Source organism: Enterococcus sp. DIV2453a, assembly GCF_050533535.1.
Classification (GTDB): Bacteria; Bacillota; Bacilli; order Lactobacillales; family Enterococcaceae; genus Enterococcus; species Enterococcus faecalis.
Genome location: NZ_CP172899.1, coordinates 534,536 through 556,598, shown reverse-complemented (window position 1 = coordinate 556,598; position 22,063 = coordinate 534,536). Strand labels below are relative to the sequence as shown.

Sequence of the window (22,063 nt, the reverse complement as noted above, 5' to 3'; positions counted from 1 at the left end):
CTATCCTTATATTATAGAAAATTAGGGAGCGTGAAAACATGGATATAGAAATGTTTGATTTTGAGCAAGTAAATGTAAATGCCAAACTTACTACTTTAAAAAAAGATATTGTTTTAAGAGTTGTAAAATCAAATAAAATAATGGAATTTGATGAAAATACCTACGCTAAAGTAACTAATTTTTCTTTTCATAATGGTATAATTGAAGTAAAAATGTTAAGTAGGTTATTGTCGAATGCTCCAAACTTTGCTCGAGGTTTTATCGGTATTGCATTCAGGATAAATGATGATGATTCTAAATTTGAATCTTTTTATATACGCCCTACCAATGGTCATAGCGAAGATCCTATAAGAAAGAATAGAGCAGTACAATATTTTTCATACCCCAACTATACCTTTGAATATTTTAGAAATCTTAATATAGCGGATTATGAAGGTTCAGCTGATATTAAGCTTAACGAATGGATTACTTTAAAAGCCATAATTCAAGAATCTAGAGGTGAATTTTATATAAACAATAATGAAACTCCTTCTTTGGTTGTAGAGAACATGAAACTTGGGGAGGCTGCTTCTGGTAGTATAGGATTGTTCGTTGATATCGGTACAGAAGCGTTTTTTAAAGATTTAAAAATTATAAAATTCGATTAAATAATAACAATTGCATGCAAAAAAAAAGTCTGAAAAGCATTAACAATAATGTTCTCAGACTTTTTTTATAAACAGTTCAAAATATTCATTACATTGATTATTAACATTTAAATTACTTTAATGTTCTTACATTTTATGCTCTCTTTCAGGATTTTTTACTAAGTTAGCTCCTAATAATCCAAATAGGGAAGTAATAATTAAGCCAACGACCATTGCAACAAATCCCCAAATAGATGCTTTAGCTGTCGTGTTTGATGCATCCTCTGCCGCTTGTCTTGCTTCATCGATTGATTCTTTCAAATCATCTTTAGCTTTATCTAAATTAGTACGTGCAGTGTCAATTTGTTTTTGCGCTTCATCACTAGCTGTTTTTAATTCATTGTAAATATTATCTGTTGCTTGTTGAGCTTCTTCTTGAGATAAGTCGCTATTTTTCGCTACAGCATTCGCAATCGCGTTTTTATCTACGGAATCGCCAATTTTTTTCGCTTGGTCTTGTAAAGAATCCGCTGTAGAATCAAAAACCTTATCTGCATTTTCAGGATTTTTTATAATTTCTTTACCAGCATCTTTGATTTTATCAGTCGCTTCACTCATTTGATCTTTTAAATAATCTGGTTGAAGTTCTGGAACATCCGTATCTTTTAAATATTTATTTACATTATTTTGTAGTTCTTGTGTATTGACCGTGCCAATTTCATCAGTTACTTTATCAAAACCTTTTGAGATCGCATCGCCAGTAGTAGAAGCAACTGCCCCAACACTATCCCCTACACCAGAAGCAACATTTCCTAAAAGGGAACCGATTGCTGAAAATGTACTAACAGCTGTATAACTCACTAAAAGCATTACTACAATCATACTTGTTGCCCATGTTAAGAAACCGTGCAATAAACCAATTCTTTTAGCCGCTACACCAGATACAAATCCTGCAGCCATCAGAGATAACACAATAGTAATAATCGACCAAATAATGAGTCCAGTCCCAACTCCATCTAAAGGGTTACTTGATGTCGGTTTTAAAGTACCGAACCCAATCGCTGATCCAATAAGTCCAAGAGTCATAAAAATAGATAGAAATGTAATTACTCCAGCAAAAACTGATCCCCAAGAAATGTTTGTCCCCGCTTCATCGTCTGTAAAATAAGTTCTGAATCTTGTATTGCTTTTTTTCATTTTATATATCCTCCTAATTTTTATTTACAATAAAATTTTATAGGATGTTATTTATTTATACAAATATTTTGATTTTCTATAATTATAAAGAGTTATTAAAAACAATCTATAAAGAAATCTTTACAATTATTCAGCAAAAGAGATCAATAAATTAAAAGATGTGTCTCTATTAATATTCTATAAAAATTTTTCTATAGCAACTTTTTAATTTTACTTAAAAATGTTAAACGTATAATGAATTTGAACACTGTATAATAATATTTTGTATATTTTTTATCCTTAATTTAATATTTATTTAGAACTCGTACTAACAATGATATTGCTGGAACTATCATTGCTAATTTAACAATATATAAAAAATTCACTAAACTATTTTCCCAGCTAATTGGAATGACAATACCTAGAATATTCAAAAAAATGATTACTAAAAAATCACCTGCTAACGCAATAAAAATTTCAATCACATCTGATGTTCCTTTATAATCAAAAATTCTTTTCCAATAGTTAAGATATAGTTTAAACATATCATCATCTCCAATTTTAATTCCATAATAATTAGTACAAAAAAAAGTATGAACTTTTATTCCTATTTATTGTGTATATAAATTATGCCTAGAATAATCTCAAGCTTATCTTCTTCACTAAACATACAATTGTAAACTCGCTTTTTTAATTATATAGATAGATGTAATTCTCAGATAAATTTATTTATATAAAAATCATTTTATTAAATCATTTTTTTGTAAAATTAGAATAGGTACTCAAATACTATGTTAATGCATCTTCTTTAATGAAAGTATTGTAGAAGGTACTATCAATATTATAGGTATAAGGATTTCAATCATAGAACTATCTTGTTTGACCAAAGAAATATTGCATGTAAAAACTTGAGAAAATGAGCCAAAAAAATTGAAGCTAGCGTGTAATAATATAATTGTAAAAATATTGTTTCTCTTAGAATAAATTGTTCCTAAAATCATACCTAAACAAAACGTATAAAAAACTTGAGTTAGCGTTCCTTTAATTAACCATGGTTGATCTATCAAATTTAATAGATGTACTATACAAAAAAAAATAGACGATATTGTTACACTTACTCTAGGAGAATAAATACTAGATAGACGTGTTAAAACAATTCCTCTAAATAGTAATTCTTCAAAAACACCTGTAAAAAAGCATGTTAAAAGAAAAAAGAAAACATTTCTAATTTGAAAACCATCTAATTTATCACTAGAAATAGAACCTAAATTTATTAGAAAAAAAATTACCATTATCAAAATTAAGTAGCGTCCATCCCTAAAAAAAGATTTTAGAGTATTTTTTAAATTTTTATAACCAATTTTTACACTCAAAATACGAATACTAAAAAAAATAATAATTAATGGTAACGTATAAGTTAGTGCACCTTTAATTGTTAGTTCATTATTTTTTCCAAATAAAAAAGCACTTAATTGCAAACTTAATAAATTGATAACTATAACAGTCAATAACTCTATATTTAATTTAATTTTTTTATATTTATACACATAATACACCTTCTTATTAAAGTTTAATTTTCTCCATCTACACTTATACGTAAATTTCTTTATCGAACTTTAAGATATATATAATTGATATCGCTAATTAAGAATCCCAACTATTTACTTTTACCTTCAGATTTTAATATAAGGGAGGGTATTTATATTGTATTAAATCTCACAAATCTTCTAAAATTCAATCACTAAATAGAGAAATGTAAAACTATGCTAATTTAACACATACATCTTTCAATATACTTCTGTCTAGAAATTAGCTATTTGTCAAACACTATTTTTAACTTATAATTTATATCGATGTCTAATATATAATAATTAGGAACTTCTTTAATTTAAGAATTATAAAAATGTTATTCTTTTTGTGTAAATGTTATTTTTCCAGCATTATTGTTCTGAGAGACCCATTTATTTACCATATCTTTTATATAAAAATTTCTCCCTAATATTTATAAAATAAAAATTATTGATTTTTTTAGCTAAGGCGTATCTACGTCTATATGAATTTATTCATATTTTAAATTAATCAAACCTCCCTATTTCAAGAAAGGTTTGATTAACTTTGAATATAAATTAATATTTATCTATTCTAACTATTCACTTCTAAAAACAAACTGTTAAACCCATTAAAAATCCTATTAATTTCATGTTTTTGTACAACACTAATATTTTTTTATTAGTAATGAAATTTTTTTTATTGATCCACCATTTCTAACAACTCATTAGCAGCAAGAATCCCCAAATTATTAGCAGCAAGTGGACTATCTCCTGTTAATAGATTACGATCTTTATGAACTTGTCCTGTAATATCTTCATTGAGAACTTTTACTCCATTTTCTTCCAGTGTTTCTTGTAAACGCCATTTCAATAGTCCTGGCATATATCCAATTTCTTGATTAGCACCTTCATCCAAACTATCTGGAAAGACAGTCATTTCGTAACCATCAAAAAGAAAATCTCCGTCATTAAGAGTTGCAGCTAGCAATGCAGCAGGTCCATGACAAAGAGTCACTACTTTCTTATCATTGGTCATAGCCCAATTGAGAATGTCTTTGACTTCTTCACTTTCAGGAAGATTTAGCAATGCTCCATGACCACCAGGGAAGAAAACTGCCACATAAGGAGAATTATCGGCCATTACTTGAGGTAAAATTTCACTTAGCTTCAAAGGGTTCTCAAACTTAGGAAGGTAATCATGGTAAAAGTCCATCACAGCCTCGTCTTCTTCTGGCATAGCCCACATTTCTAACTTGATGGAGTTACCAGAAAGAGTAGCAACATCAATGTCGAACCCCGCTGCAGCCATGTGCATCATAGGTAGCAAAGTCTCTACAGGATGATTACCTGTAGAAAACAATTTCCCGTTTTGCACTTGGACATAGCGCTCATCTGATCCAATCATTAAAATCTTTAATTCTCCTCCAGAATAAGCCTTATTAAACTTATAGCCATCAAAAGGTGTAACTGGACTTGTATAAACACTCAATGAGTACTCTGATGGGAAATAAGCATTATGTTCTGCATAATCACGTACGGGCTTTTTACTTAATTCTGTCATTATTTTTCCTCTTTTCTATAAATAATCTAGCGAAAGTTTTATTTTTGTTAACTTAAAAATTTCTATAATTTTTTAATATACTCAGCATCTTACAAAAACGACTTTCACCATATACTATATTCCCAAAATCTCTTATTCGATTTTAGGTGGAAATATTTTACCATCTATTTTTTATCTATGACAACCATAATGCTCAATATGGTTTTAAAATAGAAAATCTAGAAATCAGCTTAAAATTATTGTAATATTTAAAACTATTTTTATTGTTCAATTCACTATTTTAAAAATTTTATAAAATTCCATAGTTTATTTTTTATAAATATAAACTACTAGCACACTCATATTTAACGAATTCATGGCGTTAAAATCTTTAACTATTTTAACCATCAGGAGAAACAGATATTGAAGTTATGATTTTTTTACTTGATTTATGGTTATTTATTTACTGGGTTGTTGATAATAAATAGAATATATTTATTATTCCTTAAAATAAACTAAAAAAAGTGTACAAAAAACAGTTCTTCTGTACACTTTCAAATACATTCGATAAAAAAATTTCTTTTATTTCTATAATTTGATAAGTAATAGATCTTAATAAATCGCAACCGCAAAGTTTCTTTCATTATATACACTTTCAAATGTATTCTTATCGATCCAATATTTACCAGAAATCGGATCCGATACGTGAAGTTTTTCTTTTTTTGAATCATAACCATCTAAAGTTACTGCATGATTATTATTTACTGCTCTACCAAAATTCCATATTCCCCATCGTGCCGGTTGAAATTTTATCGTTACCCAAGCAACAATTGGATTATTATTTTTCACTTCATTTAGTAATTCATCTAAAGAATGACCTGACATATCTTTTACATCACCATATGCTTGCCCCCATTTTACTAAAGGAATAGGATAGATAGCGGAATAAGTCCATGAGTTTTCAACAAAAGGACTACCTACAAATCCATCATAAGGATTTCCACTAGAAGAGATAGGGATTGTCTTCAAAAACTTGATTAAGTCCCAATCTGGAATTTTCCCTTTATACTGTAATCCTTGTAATAGTGAAGCTCCCTCACACCCACTAGGTGCTCCTAATGCATACTGATCATAATTTTTTACTCCAAGTAAATTATAATCTTCAGAAGCAAAAGCATTGGTACTCAGCATAAAGAATACTCCAACAACAGGCAAAATAAATGTTTTTTTCAGTATATTGACTATATCTTTATTTATACTCATTCACCTCTTTAAAATTTATTAAATGCGTAATCGTGCTGTTATTTTTTAAATTTAAAATGGATTAGACTGTGAAATACCAATTTGCAAGCGATCTAACGGTTCTCCAAAAATTCCTGCATAACTATCTAATCCCGGAATAGAACCATTATCTGCACTTACTTTTAACCATCCTGATCGTTTCGTAGTTTGTGAGCGATAGTATGCTTGTGATAATTTTTCTCCCTTAGAAGTTATATAGTTTAACTGAACACCATCAATTGCTTGTCCTTGAATACCTGCTACACCATTCACTGTATCATTTTTATTTCCTTTATTTACCCAAGCTAACCAGCCACTTTGAGCTGTATGAACACGATACTTCAATTCCCCTTTATCTACCTTAATATAAAGCATATCATGTTGCCGATTAGGATAACCTGCAAAACCATCATTAGTATTGTTAAAGTTTGTTACTTCCCCCAACCAAGATCCCCCAAGGACGTGTAAACCATAATGTACATTTGTTGTGAAATTTGTTGGTCCTGGATTTGGAGGTGTAGGCGTAGACCCTCCTTGAAGTATAGGAATTGGGTTAAACCAAGTGCCATCATCTTTATTCCAAGAAGAATGAGCAGCGCGCCATTCTTTCTTTGTCATTCCTAAATGTAAATGACTAGAAGTAAAGTTCCCTATAAGCTGTCCTTTTTTAACAGTTTGTCCCGTGCTAACTTTAATGTCCCCAACATTTCGGCTAAATTCTTGATAGATCACATTTGTATCTCCTGCTTGTAATACAATAAATGCGCCTAATGAACCTCCACCTACAGGATCCCAACCAGCATATAAAATTTTACCATCATGCACAGCATACACACTACCATTTCCATAGATAGCAGAGCCGAAGTCAAACCCATCATGGAAATAAGTGCCTCCTCGATCAAATGCGGTATTCCCAAATTGTTGTCCTTCTTCATATCTTCCCGCATATGGTTTGCCTAGTGGCCAAGACCAATCATTAGAAGCTGCATTGACAGAATAAGAAGAAAATGCCATAGAAACAACGATAGATAAAACCCCTAGAACAGAAATTAAAGTTTTTTTCACAGAAAACCCTCCTAATTAATATTAGTTACAAAACTAATGTACTGCTAGGTACGATATATTTCAAATAATTATACTAACACGATAACATTTTACAGAGCTCTAGAAGATATATCAAAACCAATATGCTGTTATTTATAAAAAAAGAAAAATATTTAAAATTCAAAAAGCATACATAAAAAGTAAACAGGTCAAAAGTTTTTTTAACTTCCGATCTGTTTACTTTTTTAAACTAAATTAGAAAAATCATGATTTATCGCTTGTAGAAATACAAAACTATTATTTTTATACCCAAACTCTAAAATACAACAATTTGAAAAGTTTATCTTTGAAACTTTTTCATACGCTAGCCATTTTTGTATAAATAGATACATAGCCCCCCCATGACTAACTGCCAAAACGTTCTGGTTATTTTCTTGTTCCATAATTTTAGTAAGTCCTTTGTTTATTCTTTCCTGCACCACTTTTGAAGACTCCCCGCCATAAGGCACAAAAGAATCACCATATGAAGTTTCCCCAATAGGTCTTTTAGGGTTTAAATATTCTCTTTCTCCTTCAAATATACCAAAATTCCATTCTTTTAGTTCCCTTATACGCTTATATTTTTTATTTCCTATAATTATTTCTAGTGTATCTGATGCACGCTCTTGTGTAGAGGAATAATAAGCATCTAATTTAATATTATGATTTTGGAAGTACTCTTTTGCAATTCTTGCTTGTTTTATTCCTACTTCAGTCAAAGGTGAGTCACTTGCTCCTTGAATTTTCCCTAATTTATTAAATAGCGTTTCACCATGTCGCATAAGATAAAGTTTCTTCATATTATCAGTCTCATCTGCTTTTGAATTTGTTGTTTTATCAATCATCTACCATTCTCTTCCTTATCTATTGATTTTAGCACACGAGCGGGAACGCCACCTACTACAGTGTAGGGTGCGACCGCACCTGCTGCAACTACTGACCACTCACCAATCGTTACACCTGAAGTAATCGTAGCATTTGAACCAATCCATACGTTATTTTTTAACACAATTGGCGCATAATGATTTTTACGTTTATTCTTTGGAAATAGGTCGTGATTAATTGTAGCAAGTACTACATTATGTCCTATAAATACACCATCACCAATCACAATTCCACCTTGGTCTTGGAAATGTGTCCCTGAGTTTATAAAGACATTTTTGCCAAGTGTAATGTTTTTACCAAAGTCCGTATAAAAAGGTGGAAATATACGAAAAGTTTCATCTACTTTTTTTCCAATCAAGTAACTCATAATTTCTCGTAATTCCTCTTCTGAATGATACTTGGTATTCATTTCTATTCCAATTTTTATCGCTTCTTGATAAAGCTCCTCAGCATACGCATCTCGCTCTAAATCAACAGGAGCATCACTTCTGTACCCATTAATAACATCTTCAATACTTACTTTCATTATTAACACTCCTTTAGACTATCATAAAATTCATTTTTAACAGGCTCTAGCCATTCGTTTGATGTTTCTACCCCAGGCACTTCAATCGCCAAGTGGCTAAACCACCGATCTTTCTTTGCACCGTGCCAATGCTTTACATTGGCAGGTATTGTAATGGTATCCCCTGGCTTCAGGCTTTGTGCTTCTTTTCCTTCTTCTTGATACCAACCTTCACCATCTACGCATATCAAGATTTGGCCTCCTCCTGATTTCGCATGATGAATATGCCAATTATTACGGCAAGCTGGTTCAAACGTGACATTGGCAATAAACACTGTTTCTTTTGGATCAGTCAATGGTTTCAAATAACTTTGACCAATAAAGTATTCTGAATAAGCTGTGTTTAATTCCCCTTGACCAAACAATCCCCCATGTTCTTCTTTGTTATGGTCCTCCACATACACTTCTTTCGCCAATCGAAACGCTGCCCAAGCATTCGGCCATCCTGCATAAAATGAAAGATGTGTTAATAATTCAGCCATTTCTGTCTTAGTTACACCATTTTTCCGAGCAGTTTCCAGATGATAGTTCAAAGATGAATCGATAACTCCCTTTGAAATGAGCGCCGTTATTGTCACAATAGAACGCATTTTCAAAGAAAGTTTATCTTCTCTTGCCCATACTTGACCAAACAACACATCATCATTCAGCTCAGCAAATTTGGGTGCAAATTCACCTAAAACATCTCTTCCAGCAGTTTGTTTCTCAATCATTTACAAATTCCTCCTATCTTACTTCCAAATTTTGATAAAAAAATTCGGTCATTTTATCAAATGGAATGATGTCTATTTTGTCGTAGAGATCAGTGTGTGTTGCTTTAGGAATAATTAGCAACTCCTTGTTATCTCCTTGCAACTTCTTAAAAGCGTCTTCTGCGAAATATCGAAAATGAGCTTTTTCACCATGAATAATTAACACCGCACTAAAAATCTCATCACTATAAGACAGAAATTTAGTATTTAACAATGAAAGAGCAGACGTCATATTCCAACCTTCATTTGAGTTCAACGATCGCTTATGATAGCCGCGGTCTGTTTTGTAATAATCGAAATAATCTTTAATATAATAAGGCGCACTTTCTGACAAACTATCTGGAACACCACCCGAACGAGCATAATCCCCATTTTTGAAATCTTCAATACGTTGTGCATTGAGTTGTTGACGCATTTCATATCGACCATCTACATCAATAGAATCAAAATAGCCATTAGCTGTTACACGAGACATATCATACATAGTCGAAACAACGGTTGCTTTTACTCTTGTATCAATTGCAGCTGCATTTAGTGCCATGCCGCCCCAACCGCAAATACCAATAATTCCAATTTTATCCTGAGCAACATTTTTTTGGACCGACAAGAAATCAACAGCCGCTTGGAAATCCTCAGTGTTAATATCGCCAGAAGCAACATTACGTGGAATCCCTCCACTTTCTCCAGTAAATGACGGATTAAAAGCTATCGTCAAAAAGCCCCGTTCTGCCATTGTTTGAGCATAAAGTCCTGATGATTGTTCTTTAACTGCCCCGAACGGACCGCACACAGCAATTGCAGGAAACTCTTCCGCTTGTCTTTTTGGTTCATATAAATCAGCAACTAGAGCTATTCAAAATCGATTAGTAAAAGTCACTTTACGATGATTAACCTTATCGCTTTTTTGGAATACCTTATCCCATTTTTGAATCATTGTAGTATCTTCTAGCATCCTTGCTTTCCCTCCTATAGTTGACATTTATTTTTTTTAATAATACAATCTTACTACCTAAACTTAACTTTAGGTCAAGTCTGATTATAAAAATTTTTCAGGAGGAGCTATGACAGCATATTCAATCGGCGAAATATCAAAAATGTTTAACATTCCAGTTTCAACTCTCCGCTATTATGATAAAGAAGGATTATTTCCTGAAATAACGCGTGTTTCCGGTATTCGAAAATTTTCTAGTAACGAAATTGAAGCTTTAAGAGTGATTGAATGCTTGAAGAAATCTGGATTAGAAATTAAAGATATTAAACAATTTATGGAATGGACAAAATTAGGGTCAAAAACTTTCAAAATTCGAAAAGAACTATTTGAACGACAAAAAGTAAGCGTAGAAAAAGAATTGCGACAGATGGAAAAAGTTCTTGATATGATTAAATTTAAATGCTGGTACTACGATGAAGTCCTTAAGCAAGGGAATGAGGTGGCTGTTAAATCAAAAATTCCAAATAACTTACCAAAAGAGGTAAAACTTTATTACGAAAACTCTCATTAATTTGAAACGATTGTACATTTAATGAGTTAATCTAAACAAAAAACAAATGTATTTAAAGTAGTAGAGTAGATTTGTCACTAGCACTTTAATTTTCATATACTACACTATTTAACTAAGTTCAAAAAGCAACAACTGCTAGCAGCAGAGCTAACAATCATTGCTTTTTGAACTTATATACTATACAAACAAAAACATTAAAAACCAGTATTCTCAATACTTTTCAACGGAAACTACTACCTAAAACCATACTTTACTTATTGCGTCATAAAAATATAAAATATAAACAAAAGCTCCCCATCCGTTTAATCCTACATCACGGTTACGCCTAATATTTAAAGCGATACCTGGGATGACTATGATTGAAATAAAAATAAAAGAAACCACCATTTTAAAGTCTCTACAGAAGAATACGTAAAAGCTAAAAAAGTCTCTAATTGTTTATTTGAAAGTTATTTTACCTTTCTATTCAATTTCAGCCAAAATAAAATCATCTCATCTAAAATATCTATACTTGCAAATTGGCTCATAATTCGTCTACCTTTCCTATCCTAAATAATTACTCTTACGTTAACTAATTTAATTAATTCTATAGTATTTTAAGTACATTCAATTCTAATTAACGCTTCTTTAGGAATATCACTTCTTTTAACTTCTTCATAACCATTTTCTCGCTTCAAATTAGTGTATCTAATTTTTAAATATGCATTTCTTTTGAACGGACGGTTTAAATCTGGATGAGTCGAAAAAGTTAAATCTTTTTCATTTCCCGTTTTATCATATCCTTTTAAATTATACGTATATGTTTCCTGTTTTTCATACTTTTTATCAACTATTCCACTACCTGTTATTTTCACATAATAATACTGAGGATATATCATATACCAAGCTAATCCACCTAACAAACAAAAGATAGTTAGAAATAATAGTACTGATTTTTTCATTATGTCACTTCCTTTAGATAAAAATTAGTTTTAAACATCTATAGTAAAATAATAAATAAAGTTTAAATAATTTTCATTTCATCTTCCTCACAATAAATAACAAAACGGAAAATTATTTTGTATAAATATACTTCTTTAAAACAGTTAAATAAGCGGACTAAGCTCTAGATAATTTGATTTCTATTCTTATAAAATAACTCTACTAAAGTAAATACCTTGCTTTCTAACATTTAATATTTCATACTAATAATTTTCCTTCTCACAATTATTTCCTTCTCAAAACAAACATAAGAGCAATGATTAATAATAAAATAACCCCTACTAAAGCAATCACAATCCATTTAATATCTTTTTTTTCTTCTTTCTCTGAAATATCTGTTTTATTCAATTCTGTTGCTTTTTCTTCTGTAATTCTAAAAGATTTCTTTAATTGCCATTCTTTATTTTCTGACTTTACAGTCATAAACAGTGTATATTTTCCTGCCTTCATCACTTGTTTTTCATAATAAATCGGAAATTTAAAAATACTACTAGGCGCTATTTGCATATCTTCTTTCTTTTCACTTAACACTTTTTTTTCGCTAGCATCCGTAACACTTGCTTCAATTGATACTTTATTGATATAGTTTGCAGTTTTATTTTCAATTGCTGCACTAACTACATTTCTACTATTTACCTGTGTAGGTATTACTTCTTTTAACGTAATGGTATTTTCTACTGGCATTTTTTCTCCATGAACAAGTAATGCAATGGCATAGGCAAATTTATTTTTAAACATTCCTTTTGTTTCAACTGGAGTCTTTTCTTCTGTAACATCCCGAAGAGTGATCCCTCCTGCCACTATTCCCGCAAAATCTTTAGTAGGAACAGAAATATTTACTACAAAATCAACAGTCTGCTTAGGAGCAATTGTCTGCTTTTCTTTTTCAAAAGAAGCAACTTTCGTAATATCAAAAGGAACATTCGAAGTAAGTTGGTTTTTTGTCTTACCATATTCTACTACACCATTAATATTTGTTGTCGCTGGACTCAATTCTCCTGCTACTTCAATTACTTTTTCAGAATTGTTTGTTACATGTATAACCAGAGGCACAGATTCATTCACAGGTAATGACAAATCAAAATAAGTCTTTGTTTTATCCACTTGATAAACAGATTGTTCTGCATTTACTGAAAAATCTGCTTGATTTTCTGTCGCTATTCCCGTAATTGTAAAACCGAATATACTAATTAACAAAACTACTCCTAATCCTATGTAGTTCAATATCTGTCTCATGAAAACTCATCCTTTCTAACTATTTCTATCTGGTATTACCACCAACAGCTCATCCATATCCATAAAAATATTTTATAGATACACTGTTATGTTAGTTACATAATTTTTATTACCTACGTAACAAGATATATGATTTGCTATAGGTAATGGGAGATTCAAATTTTTATATTTTTTTATCTCAGTTTCCAATTCTTTTTCTGCAAGTACTAAACATGTTGAAACCAAATCAGCTTTTATCTTTATGCTTTTAATATCAGGAAAATATCCATAAACTCCTTCTGTACAAAAAATTACAACAAAGGGATATTTTTTCATCTTTTTATTCCTTATTCTCTCTATATACATTAGCAGCTTATTATAATATTTCATCTTCCTCAACTATACAATGATGCCAATAATTAAACTTATCGGGGCAGTACAGATAATCATTTGCCACCAGGTATCTGTAAAGCCACCGAATATTGGGAGTCGTTAATTTAAAGAATATACAATAGGTAGTCTTATAATCATTGTAAGATATGAAATAAAAACTAATCGTATTTTTTATCTTTTCATTTATTCAGTAACCATGTTTTTCTGGCGCCATTTGTTTAAATAAGAAACTGAAATACCATAATACTCCGCTATCTCATTAAGAGTAAATCCTAAATTTCGTAATCGCCTATACTCGTCTTTGCTAATTCTTCGGATTTTCCATCTATCTAAAGTCAATATTCTTAATTCTTCACTACACTTCATGATTTGCTTGTATAAATCACTGGCTTCATCTCTATGCCAGTCATCATCTAACGCCATTAATTGTAATAACTCTACTCGTTTTTCCTTAATTATTTTCTTATCTTGAATAGTTTTCTCATCATATAGACTTCTTATTCCATACATTGTTCTCAATACCTCAGTTCATTTACATTTGTCCGAGTATCACAAAACTCCAAAAATAGGGAAGCATAAAGCTTCCCTATTTTCACTTTATTTACTCTTACTGTTTATGGTGCTGGAGCATCTGTCAATGTCCAAGTCAAATCCGCAGTATATTGTTCTGCCGATTTTGCTGAAGCTCCTGGTACATGTAATTTCACGCCTGTTGTTTGCCAAGTGCTTGTGGTTACACCATTTCCGTTTCCAGCAGCTGCATTCATCACTTTCACTGATTGTTCTGGTGTCAAGGTTGTATTTGAAGCTGTTACTGTTTCATTGCTTGAATTCACTACTGCACCATTGGCTAAGCTTACTTGAGCTCCTGCTAATTCTTTCATTCCAGCATTTAACTTCCCTGCTGTAACTGTTAGTGTCCATCCAGCTGAAGAACCACGCAAATCGGTCACTTGAACTTCACTTTGTGCTTGTGCATCATAATCTTGATCCTGTGTCGTAATTTGTTGCGTACCAAAATCAAAACTTGGAACTTTATCCAAAGTTAAATCTCCCGCTGTAAATGTCACTTTTCCTGTACTATTTTGTGGCGCTACTGCATCTGCAGAAATTGAAGAGAATCCAATCCCTCCTACAATCATAGCTACTGTTAATGCGCCTGCTACTTTCATTGACTTCATAAATTTTCTCCTTCTTTCTTAAAGATATTTTATATCAACAAAACTATGTTTTGTTAACACCAATAATTATTACCGCATTCTATATTTACGATATGTGCCATAAACAACTATAGCTAAAATAAACACCCCTACAAATACCCATGTGTAAGAAATTTTTGTACCTGTTTTAGGCAACTTCCCTTTAGTTTGTTTTCCTAATTCTTGTTTTTGACCTACAGGCTTCTTATTTTCAGCATTTGGTATTTTACTACTATTCTCTGAATTGGTTGTTGGATTCTTAATATCGTCTACCTTTTTATTTTTCTGATTATACACAACTACTTTTACTGACGTTTTATCAAATCCTACTTCAAAGGGTATTGGTGTTTGATCTAATTGATAGCCCTTTGGGCTTTTGGTTTCCACAAACGTATATTTTCCTGGAAACAATCGAGTAAGGTGTATTTCTCCTTTTCCATCTGTCGTCATCGGCTGATTTACGGTTATTAACTTCCCCGTTTCATCTCGTAGTTCAAACGTTGCATCCGAAAGCACTTTATTTGTTTCTTTGTCTTTTTTTTGTAAAATTACAGAGACTTCAATTGAGCCATCTCCAGTAAAAGTGATTCCAGCCTGACTCGTTTTAGACGTTGCATAAGTGGTGATTCCTAAGCAAAAAGTCAGAACTATTAAGCCGCCCATTAATAACCATTGATAGATTTTTTTCATCTCTTCTATTTCCTTTCTATGGCGCATCATTTAATGTCCATTCAATTGTTCCTGTATAATCACCTTTTTGTACATTTCCTGGTGATGGCTTCAAATATAAGCCATTATCTTGATTCCATTGATTAGAAATCGTCGTCTTATACTGATTATCTACTATTGTATTCTTAGCAATCAAAACTGCAGAACTGTTAGTAATAGCTTCTTCTCCCTTTAAATTTTTATAGAACAGAATGTTTTTAGCAATCTTACTACTTTTATTTTTAAACTCTTCTTTTAATTTTGCTGTTACTGTCCAGCTACTACCATTTCCACGAGAATCAATTACTTCTAGTGGACTACCTTCAATTATTTCTACTGGATATATCCGTTCTAATTTTTCTAGTTTGTGTGTTCCAAATGATATTGATGTTGGTGTGGTCCATGTTAGCCTTCCTTTTATTACAAGATTTCTTGTAAATGGTAAACTCTGAAATCCCATTATATTCGTCATCCTATACGTCATTACATACGTTCCTGGCGAAAGCATACCTTTTTCTACTTCATTTAAAGGAACTACTTGTCCGTCCTGTGTTCTTACTTCAACAAATAATCTTTTTCTTACTTCTGGATTAGAAAAATCATAGTCTCCATCATTGACATCTCCACCCCAAAAATCTCTAAGAACATCTACTGGCTCACCATACCAATATTCTAAATTATCACCATCAAGAACTGGCGTTGATGATACATAATCTCTTCTTCCTTGAAACTTTGTTCTAAGAAGTTGTCTGCCCCCCATAGAGTCTTCAACTTTTCCAGTTTTACTACTATATACAGTAAAAGTATTTTCAAAGATAGTATCTACATCTTCTGTCTTAGGAGTAGTATCATAATAAATAAATAATTTTGTATTAGAAGTTAAAGAATTAGGTAAACGTAACTTCAAAGTATTACTTGTTTGCGAAACAATTGCATATTCACTTGAAGGAACATCTTTACCTGTATCCGCGTATTTAATTTTCAAACTCGACCAATCTGGATTCTGTAAAGATCCTGCTTGAAATTCTACATCATAGGTTCCTACTATATTATTTCTAAAATGATTAATAGTGGTTACAAATTTAAATTGTTTACTCCCTTTTTTATAGATACCCACTTGATTCTGATTTTGACCAATAAATGTTCCTCCAGTATCCCATACCCAGTATGGATTAACAAAAGGAATCTTATACTGAATAGGATTAATCACTAAAGTCGGATTAGTTACAGGAATAGCAATTGATTGCCCTGTAGTGTCTTCAATCGATGCAGTTAAATCCCCACTTTTTTCATTAGAAGTAGTATTAGTTGCAATTGTATTTAGCACAAAAGTTGTTTCAGCAGCTATATTATAATCTGTTTTAAAAATCAAAGAAAATGTTGAAGACTGTTCATCTTTTTCTAAATTAACAAACGGATTTGATTCAGGAACCAGAGCCAATGCTGGATAGCTTATTAATTCATTAGATAAATGACATGTTATTTTAGTTCCTTTGGGAATAAAATTTATAGGGGTATTGGATACTTTAGTTGTCAGATTAATAATTAACTGCGATGTATCATCTTTTTTATTACCAAAATTGGTATCTAAAGTAACCCAATCTTTTATATCATTAATCGATGATTTCTTTGGTGTAGAAAACACTTTAGCTTCTCCATTATCTATTTTATTTTTACCTGGACTATTCTCTTCGCCTTCGGAAATCTCATTACTTTCTTCTGTTGATTCAGTAGTATCTTTCATCGAATCCTGTTTTGTACTTTCTTCTAAAGTATTATTATCTTTCTCACTTGAAACTATGTCTTTATTATCAACTTGTGAAATATCACTAGCTGTTGTTATTTGATTCTGATTACTACTATCAGTCATGTTTTGCTGACTAGATTCTGCTATAGCTACAGTAGGTAAAATAATATAACTAGAAATTAATACCACTGTATTTAAAACAATACTTTTTTTCATAGAACTATCCCCTTCTCTACAATATTCTATTAAACAATTATCTATTTAAAGTTATATATATAATTCATAACCTTTTAGTTTTCCATTTGAAAATGTTAACTTTGCATAATGATCTGTATCCTCTTGGTACGTTAGAATTGAAAAACCACTATCTCCAACATATTCATCCTTTGGTTCACCATATATTTTTTTTATTTCTTCAATAGAACTTCCCCATGTCACTTCTCCTGGAAAAAAGATATTTAAATCTTTGTTAGTTGTATCTGTTATATTAATTGAAGTCAGACTGGATTCTTTAATATCTATCGCTTTATCAGTTAAGTTTGAATAAGTGCCAGAAATAGTATTTCCTTTTTTATTTGTCAAATGTGTCCCCATAACTGAGTCATTAGGGTTCAATACATATGGTTCTGAATATTTCAATTCAAAGCCTAAATTATTCAAATCTTTCAATTTAATTGGCATAGTAAGTACTTGATTGTCTATTTGTATTTGATTGTCATACCAATTTTTAGATATTTTTTTAGCAATTATATTATTATTTTTTTCAATATCAGATGTTTGTTTTTCACTTGAACTTTCATTAGTTTTAGTTGAACTTGCTTTCGTGGTTTCCTTAGTATATTGTGAATTTGTTTCTTTAACTTCACAACCTATTAATATACCCAATAAACTAAATCCTACTAACAATTGATATATTTTTTTCATAAAATTTCCTCCTATAGCTTAAAAAACACAAATTATCTTTTGCTTTTCTTAAAAATGATTAAAACAAAAAAATTAGCCAAATTTTTTTTTCCTTTGAGATAAAACTTTATCATATAATAAAGAAGTCAAAAAATATTCTTCTTCATTATTTTCTAGTTTGTGATAGTAATCTACTAAATATTCTTCTTTAATTAATGAAATTAGTTTTTTATTTTCTATTGTTTCAAAATCTATATTTCTAAGATAATAACTTATTTCTGATAAAATAGCTTCGTACTCTAATATACTAATTATACTTTCTTTGAAATTACAAAAGCTTATGTTTTTTTGTATGTTCTCACATAAATCTGAATATTTCTTGTAAAATATTATTAATTCTGATAGATCTTTTAAGTCTTCACTTTTATTTTCTTGGTAATAATATGGGTTTTCTCTAAGAAGTTCTTCTGGATTTAATTCCCAATAACAAGGTTTCATCAATTTCACTCATTTCAAAATAAATTTCGTAGTTAGTTTACACTAACCATACAAATATTTTTTACATTTTTTTACACAAAAATATAGATATTTTTAAAAAAAAGGTAATCACTTATTTGTGGATTATTGTAAGATTTTAATTGCTCAGTTATCATTTTAACTAAGTCGCAACTATGTATATCTATTTTTATAATCTAATATTATTTAGGAATTGAGGTAATTAAATGATTGAAAAATATATAGAAAAAGATATTCTTAGACAAGTAAAATTGATAGATTATTTAATAGAAGCAAAATCTATCCCTGTAGAAGATTTATGTAGAATTCTGAATATTACTTTTAATACTTTGAAAAATGATATGAAAAAAATACAGGAGTACTTACCTAAAGATTCCTGCTCCTATTCTTTAAAAAACAAAATTGTTTCAATAAATTTCACTAAAAAAATAGACAGATACGAGATTAATAGGAAAATATATTCTCAGTCTCAATTTTTAAAGACATGTGATAAATATATACATAATAAAACAAACTATTTAACCATTGTTGAAGAAGAATTTATTTCTGTTACCCAAGCATTTAGATTAAAAAAAAGGGTTTTAGAATATTTAAAAGAGATAGATTTATATATTGAAAAAGAAGGATTCAACTACAAAAATGAGTTAAATTGGAGGAATTTTATTATTTCTGTATGGGTTCGTATAGGTATCCCTAGTAATATTTTAAATACAAAAAAATACAAGGAATCTTCTTTATTTGTATATGAACTTGAACAACATTTTAAATGTTCTTTAGAAAATATGAAACGCACTGTCTTATTAATAGTAGTTTATCTGATGATTACAAGATCAAAAAAGAATAAACTATTATTTCCTACTGAAATTGAGTTAGCAAAAGTAAAATCTGCTTTTTTTTATAAAGAAGTAAAAAAATTATCAATTAGAGTTCTACCTAGTTTTAGTCTTTCGTCATATGAAATTGGCTACTTATCAATCTATCTAAGAGTAATTTCTTTAAATCAATCAAAATACAACTTTTTATTAGAAGATTATGAATATATTATGTATACACTGTTAAATCAGCATACTGAATTACAACCCCTTATACATAATTTTGAAAACACATTTAACATTAATTTGCAAAATAATATTATTTTTAATAAAGCGTTGAGCAATTTAGTCTTTTCAACTTGGTTAAATATTCAAACACAATTTGTAGAAAAGCATTATTATTTGTCTCCAAAACAATTACTATATAAAAAAGAAGTGCAATCAATTTTGTATAATTGGTCAAAATTTTATTATCCTATTGTTTTCAATGATTTAGCAATAGATAGATTTTGTTCGTTAACTTATTCTTTGTTGTCAACATCTACTCATAAGGAATTTTTTATCATGATTGTTGCCGAAGATGAACTTTCACATATTCTTTATAGAGAAAGTCTATTAAAGTGGCTAAATAATTCTAAAGTACACATAGATGAAAATCTTTATTATTCTTTAGACTCTATTAATTTTAATACAAAATTTTGGACTCCTTTAATTATCTGTGAACGAGTTCTATTTTCTAAAAATAGTAAAAAAATTATGTTTCCAGTTTCTAGAAATAGTATAGCGAAAGATTTGCAGAGAGTATTATCATTTCTTTATGAAAATTGTTAATAAATAAAAGTAACTACCCAAAACCTTTACACAAACGTTTTAGTAGTTACTTTTATTTATTAAATTATGTGATTTTGGTACTATTGTGAAGTACTTAAACAAGAGGATGAGATAACTAATAAATCTCAACTTCCAAACAACTTTCTAAATTATTAAAAACACTCATTTATTTGAATGGATTGTGCAATTAAAAAGCCAACCTGCCAAAAAGACACATGTTATCCATTGATACTATAATTACTAATATATATAAATTTATCTAATTCAATTTTTCTAAATAAATAGTCACCAAAACCATTTATTAAATTCAAAAAGCAATTATTGCTAACAGCAGAGCTAACAATCATTGCTTTTTGAATTTAGTTACTGTGTAAAAAAACATTACAAACTAGTATTATCAATACTTTTAAAAAAGCTACTATATAAAAACATAATTATTTTATATTTACTATAATTTAAACTAAGGACTAAGCTTATTATAATACATTCTTTTATCGTACAACATTAAATATTCTAAAATGATGACACTACTTCTTACAGTTATATTTCAAAAACCTTGCTAACTGATTTTAATACTACTTCATCTTCTTCATGAGTAGTTAAAATAATACCCTTATCTTCTGATATCTTAATATCTATAATCTTATATAACATTTTTTTTCTTTTCTTATCTACAAAAGCAAACGGTTCATCTAAAATATACCATTCTCTTTCTAAAGACATCAAAATAAGAGCATAAAGGAACTTTTTTTCCCCTCCTGAAAGCATTCCCCATTGTTTTTTAAGCAACTTATCAATATCTTCACGCTTAAGAATTTTATCGCTTAATTGATAAAAAGATTGAATACTTTTTTTTCCGTCCAAACCATAACTAAATTTCAGAAAGTCCATTCCTGATAAACGATCAGAAAAATATATGTTTTGATTAATATATATGATACTTTCATTCCCCTTAATTACAGTTCTTTTTGCCTTTTTTACTCCTGAAATGTAATCTAATAGTAAGGTTTTTCCGTTACCATTATCACCAGTAAATAAATTATACTCTTTTAAAATATTCATACTTATTTTTTTATCTACATAAGGAATATTTAAATCCTTTATTTCGATCATAGCTTTACCTTCTTTCATTTGAAATCGGTTCAAATTTAACTATAGAATACATACTAATAAAAACTAAAAATATTGAAAAAGTAACATATTTGAAGACATCCATATTTTTATGTTCAATTAAAACATTAGATAAAATTGACAGAGGGTTATATTTATTTAACTCTATATTCGTATTTAACAATATAAATAAACCAAAAATTAGCATTGTAAATATTGAATTTATAGTATTAGCATGCACTTTTTTTATTAGAGTTAAATTGTAACTAAAAAATGCAACTGGTAAACACGCTATAATAGTAATAAAGCTATATAAAAAAAGACGGAGAAACGATAATGGTAGTAAAATAACCACAATTAAATTAAGTAAGTTTACACTGATAAAGCTAAACATAATTTGCGTCAATAGATTGCCTAAAAAAAATGCCCAAGGTGAATTATTTATTGAAAAAATTGTTTTTAAGCTTCCATATTCCTTTAATTGTAATGCGTAAACTCCTACTCCATAAACATAGGAACAAACAACAATATATACCCACCAATATGCCAATTCCCATTCATTTGTTACACTTCTATAATTCATAAAAAAAGTAATTACAGGTAAGGCTATTGACCACAATAAAGGGATTTTATCTTTCAGTAACATTTTAATATTAAACAATGCATATGATTTAACTGAGATAAACAT

24 protein-coding genes and 1 pseudogene are annotated in these 22,063 nt (G+C 29.7%); 3 read left to right on the top strand and 22 right to left on the bottom strand.

From position 1 onward, the window contains the following. Nucleotides 1-38: 38 nt before the first annotated feature. The gene (locus tag IGK03_RS02760; RefSeq protein ID WP_002371732.1) at nucleotides 39-647 is read left to right on the top strand and encodes a hypothetical protein; all 609 of its coding nucleotides are present in this window, start codon (nucleotides 39-41) and stop codon (nucleotides 645-647) included. A 126-nt stretch (nucleotides 648-773) separates the two neighbouring features. Here the strand turns inward: IGK03_RS02760 and IGK03_RS02755 are convergent, their stop codons facing one another. The 10 genes and pseudogenes from IGK03_RS02755 to IGK03_RS02710 form a co-directional block, all read right to left on the bottom strand. Further along, nucleotides 774-1,823 (bottom strand): hypothetical protein, encoded by a 1,050-nt coding sequence (locus IGK03_RS02755; RefSeq protein WP_002394282.1) that lies wholly within the window; start codon nucleotides 1,821-1,823, stop codon nucleotides 774-776. A 284-nt stretch (nucleotides 1,824-2,107) separates the two neighbouring features. Continuing rightward, nucleotides 2,108-2,347: a hypothetical protein gene (locus IGK03_RS02750; protein ID WP_002394283.1), complete on the bottom strand. Its 240-nt coding sequence runs from the start codon at nucleotides 2,345-2,347 to the stop codon at nucleotides 2,108-2,110. Between the two features lie 249 nt (nucleotides 2,348-2,596). Further along, nucleotides 2,597-3,349, bottom strand: coding sequence for a CPBP family intramembrane glutamic endopeptidase (locus IGK03_RS02745; protein ID WP_016617140.1), 753 nt, complete (start codon nucleotides 3,347-3,349; stop codon nucleotides 2,597-2,599). Between the two features lie 700 nt (nucleotides 3,350-4,049). After that, a complete protein-coding gene (hchA, locus tag IGK03_RS02740) occupies nucleotides 4,050-4,913 on the bottom strand; it encodes a glyoxalase III HchA (protein ID WP_002365242.1) in 864 nt (287 codons plus the stop codon). 591 nt (nucleotides 4,914-5,504) lie between these two features. After that, nucleotides 5,505-6,155, bottom strand: coding sequence for a C39 family peptidase (locus IGK03_RS02735; RefSeq protein ID WP_002410051.1), 651 nt, complete (start codon nucleotides 6,153-6,155; stop codon nucleotides 5,505-5,507). Nucleotides 6,156-6,206: 51 nt separating this feature from the next. Then, entirely contained in the window at nucleotides 6,207-7,238 is a 1,032-nt protein-coding gene (locus IGK03_RS02730; RefSeq protein WP_002410050.1) for a M23 family metallopeptidase, read from the bottom strand. A 224-nt stretch (nucleotides 7,239-7,462) separates the two neighbouring features. Then, nucleotides 7,463-8,101, bottom strand: coding sequence for a histidine phosphatase family protein (locus tag IGK03_RS02725; protein ID WP_002394289.1), 639 nt, complete (start codon nucleotides 8,099-8,101; stop codon nucleotides 7,463-7,465). Beyond that, nucleotides 8,098-8,667 (bottom strand): acyltransferase, encoded by a 570-nt coding sequence (locus IGK03_RS02720; protein ID WP_016617138.1) that lies wholly within the window; start codon nucleotides 8,665-8,667, stop codon nucleotides 8,098-8,100. The genes IGK03_RS02725 and IGK03_RS02720 overlap by 4 nt, the downstream gene beginning before the upstream one ends. A 2-nt stretch (nucleotides 8,668-8,669) precedes the next feature. Then, complete coding sequence (locus tag IGK03_RS02715) at nucleotides 8,670-9,419, bottom strand: carboxymuconolactone decarboxylase family protein (protein ID WP_002365247.1); 750 nt, start codon at nucleotides 9,417-9,419, stop codon at nucleotides 8,670-8,672. Between the two features lie 13 nt (nucleotides 9,420-9,432). Beyond that, nucleotides 9,433-10,437, bottom strand: a pseudogene (locus tag IGK03_RS02710) (alpha/beta hydrolase). 82 nt (nucleotides 10,438-10,519) lie between these two features. On the opposite strand from IGK03_RS02710, the gene IGK03_RS02705 reads away from it, so the two are divergent. Further along, on the top strand, nucleotides 10,520-10,960 hold the full coding sequence (locus IGK03_RS02705; protein ID WP_002407743.1) for a MerR family transcriptional regulator: 441 nt from the start codon (nucleotides 10,520-10,522) through the stop codon (nucleotides 10,958-10,960). Nucleotides 10,961-11,197: 237 nt separating this feature from the next. On the opposite strand, the gene IGK03_RS02700 is transcribed toward IGK03_RS02705, so the two are convergent. From IGK03_RS02700 to IGK03_RS02655, 10 genes are all read right to left on the bottom strand, one after another. Further along, nucleotides 11,198-11,347, bottom strand: coding sequence for a DUF805 domain-containing protein (locus IGK03_RS02700; protein WP_202334764.1), 150 nt, complete (start codon nucleotides 11,345-11,347; stop codon nucleotides 11,198-11,200). A 209-nt stretch (nucleotides 11,348-11,556) separates the two neighbouring features. Beyond that, on the bottom strand, nucleotides 11,557-11,901 hold the full coding sequence (locus tag IGK03_RS02695) for a YxeA family protein (protein WP_016617136.1): 345 nt from the start codon (nucleotides 11,899-11,901) through the stop codon (nucleotides 11,557-11,559). A gap of 265 nt (nucleotides 11,902-12,166) precedes the next feature. Continuing rightward, nucleotides 12,167-13,177, bottom strand: a complete 1,011-nt coding sequence (locus tag IGK03_RS02690; RefSeq protein WP_174118801.1) for a WxL protein host-binding domain-containing protein — start codon at nucleotides 13,175-13,177, stop codon at nucleotides 12,167-12,169. A 72-nt stretch (nucleotides 13,178-13,249) separates the two neighbouring features. Continuing rightward, on the bottom strand, nucleotides 13,250-13,492 hold the full coding sequence (locus IGK03_RS02685; protein WP_010826863.1) for a hypothetical protein: 243 nt from the start codon (nucleotides 13,490-13,492) through the stop codon (nucleotides 13,250-13,252). 240 nt (nucleotides 13,493-13,732) lie between these two features. Beyond that, complete coding sequence (locus tag IGK03_RS02680; RefSeq protein WP_002407748.1) at nucleotides 13,733-14,059, bottom strand: hypothetical protein; 327 nt, start codon at nucleotides 14,057-14,059, stop codon at nucleotides 13,733-13,735. A gap of 104 nt (nucleotides 14,060-14,163) precedes the next feature. Continuing rightward, nucleotides 14,164-14,730: a WxL domain-containing protein gene (locus IGK03_RS02675; protein WP_002407749.1), complete on the bottom strand. Its 567-nt coding sequence runs from the start codon at nucleotides 14,728-14,730 to the stop codon at nucleotides 14,164-14,166. A gap of 69 nt (nucleotides 14,731-14,799) precedes the next feature. Next, the gene (locus IGK03_RS02670) at nucleotides 14,800-15,438 is read right to left on the bottom strand and encodes an MSCRAMM family protein (RefSeq protein ID WP_010826862.1); all 639 of its coding nucleotides are present in this window, start codon (nucleotides 15,436-15,438) and stop codon (nucleotides 14,800-14,802) included. A gap of 16 nt (nucleotides 15,439-15,454) precedes the next feature. Next, nucleotides 15,455-17,419: a hypothetical protein gene (locus tag IGK03_RS02665; protein WP_002407751.1), complete on the bottom strand. Its 1,965-nt coding sequence runs from the start codon at nucleotides 17,417-17,419 to the stop codon at nucleotides 15,455-15,457. Between the two features lie 51 nt (nucleotides 17,420-17,470). Then, nucleotides 17,471-18,127 (bottom strand): hypothetical protein, encoded by a 657-nt coding sequence (locus tag IGK03_RS02660; protein WP_002407752.1) that lies wholly within the window; start codon nucleotides 18,125-18,127, stop codon nucleotides 17,471-17,473. A 72-nt stretch (nucleotides 18,128-18,199) separates the two neighbouring features. Next, complete coding sequence (locus IGK03_RS02655) at nucleotides 18,200-18,604, bottom strand: hypothetical protein (protein WP_002407753.1); 405 nt, start codon at nucleotides 18,602-18,604, stop codon at nucleotides 18,200-18,202. A 224-nt stretch (nucleotides 18,605-18,828) separates the two neighbouring features. Here IGK03_RS02655 and IGK03_RS02650 point away from each other — a divergent pair, with 224 nt between their 5' ends. Then, nucleotides 18,829-20,265 carry a helix-turn-helix domain-containing protein gene (locus IGK03_RS02650; RefSeq protein WP_016617132.1) on the top strand — a complete coding sequence of 479 codons (1,437 nt, stop codon included), beginning with the start codon at nucleotides 18,829-18,831 and terminating at the stop codon, nucleotides 20,263-20,265. 540 nt (nucleotides 20,266-20,805) lie between these two features. Here IGK03_RS02650 and IGK03_RS02645 read toward each other — a convergent pair. Together IGK03_RS02645 and IGK03_RS02640 are read right to left on the bottom strand one after the other, a co-directional pair. After that, on the bottom strand, nucleotides 20,806-21,396 hold the full coding sequence (locus IGK03_RS02645) for an ATP-binding cassette domain-containing protein (RefSeq protein ID WP_002394296.1): 591 nt from the start codon (nucleotides 21,394-21,396) through the stop codon (nucleotides 20,806-20,808). After that, entirely contained in the window at nucleotides 21,383-22,063 is a 681-nt protein-coding gene (locus IGK03_RS02640) for a hypothetical protein (RefSeq protein WP_002365261.1), read from the bottom strand. Before IGK03_RS02640 ends, IGK03_RS02645 begins: the two co-directional genes overlap by 14 nt.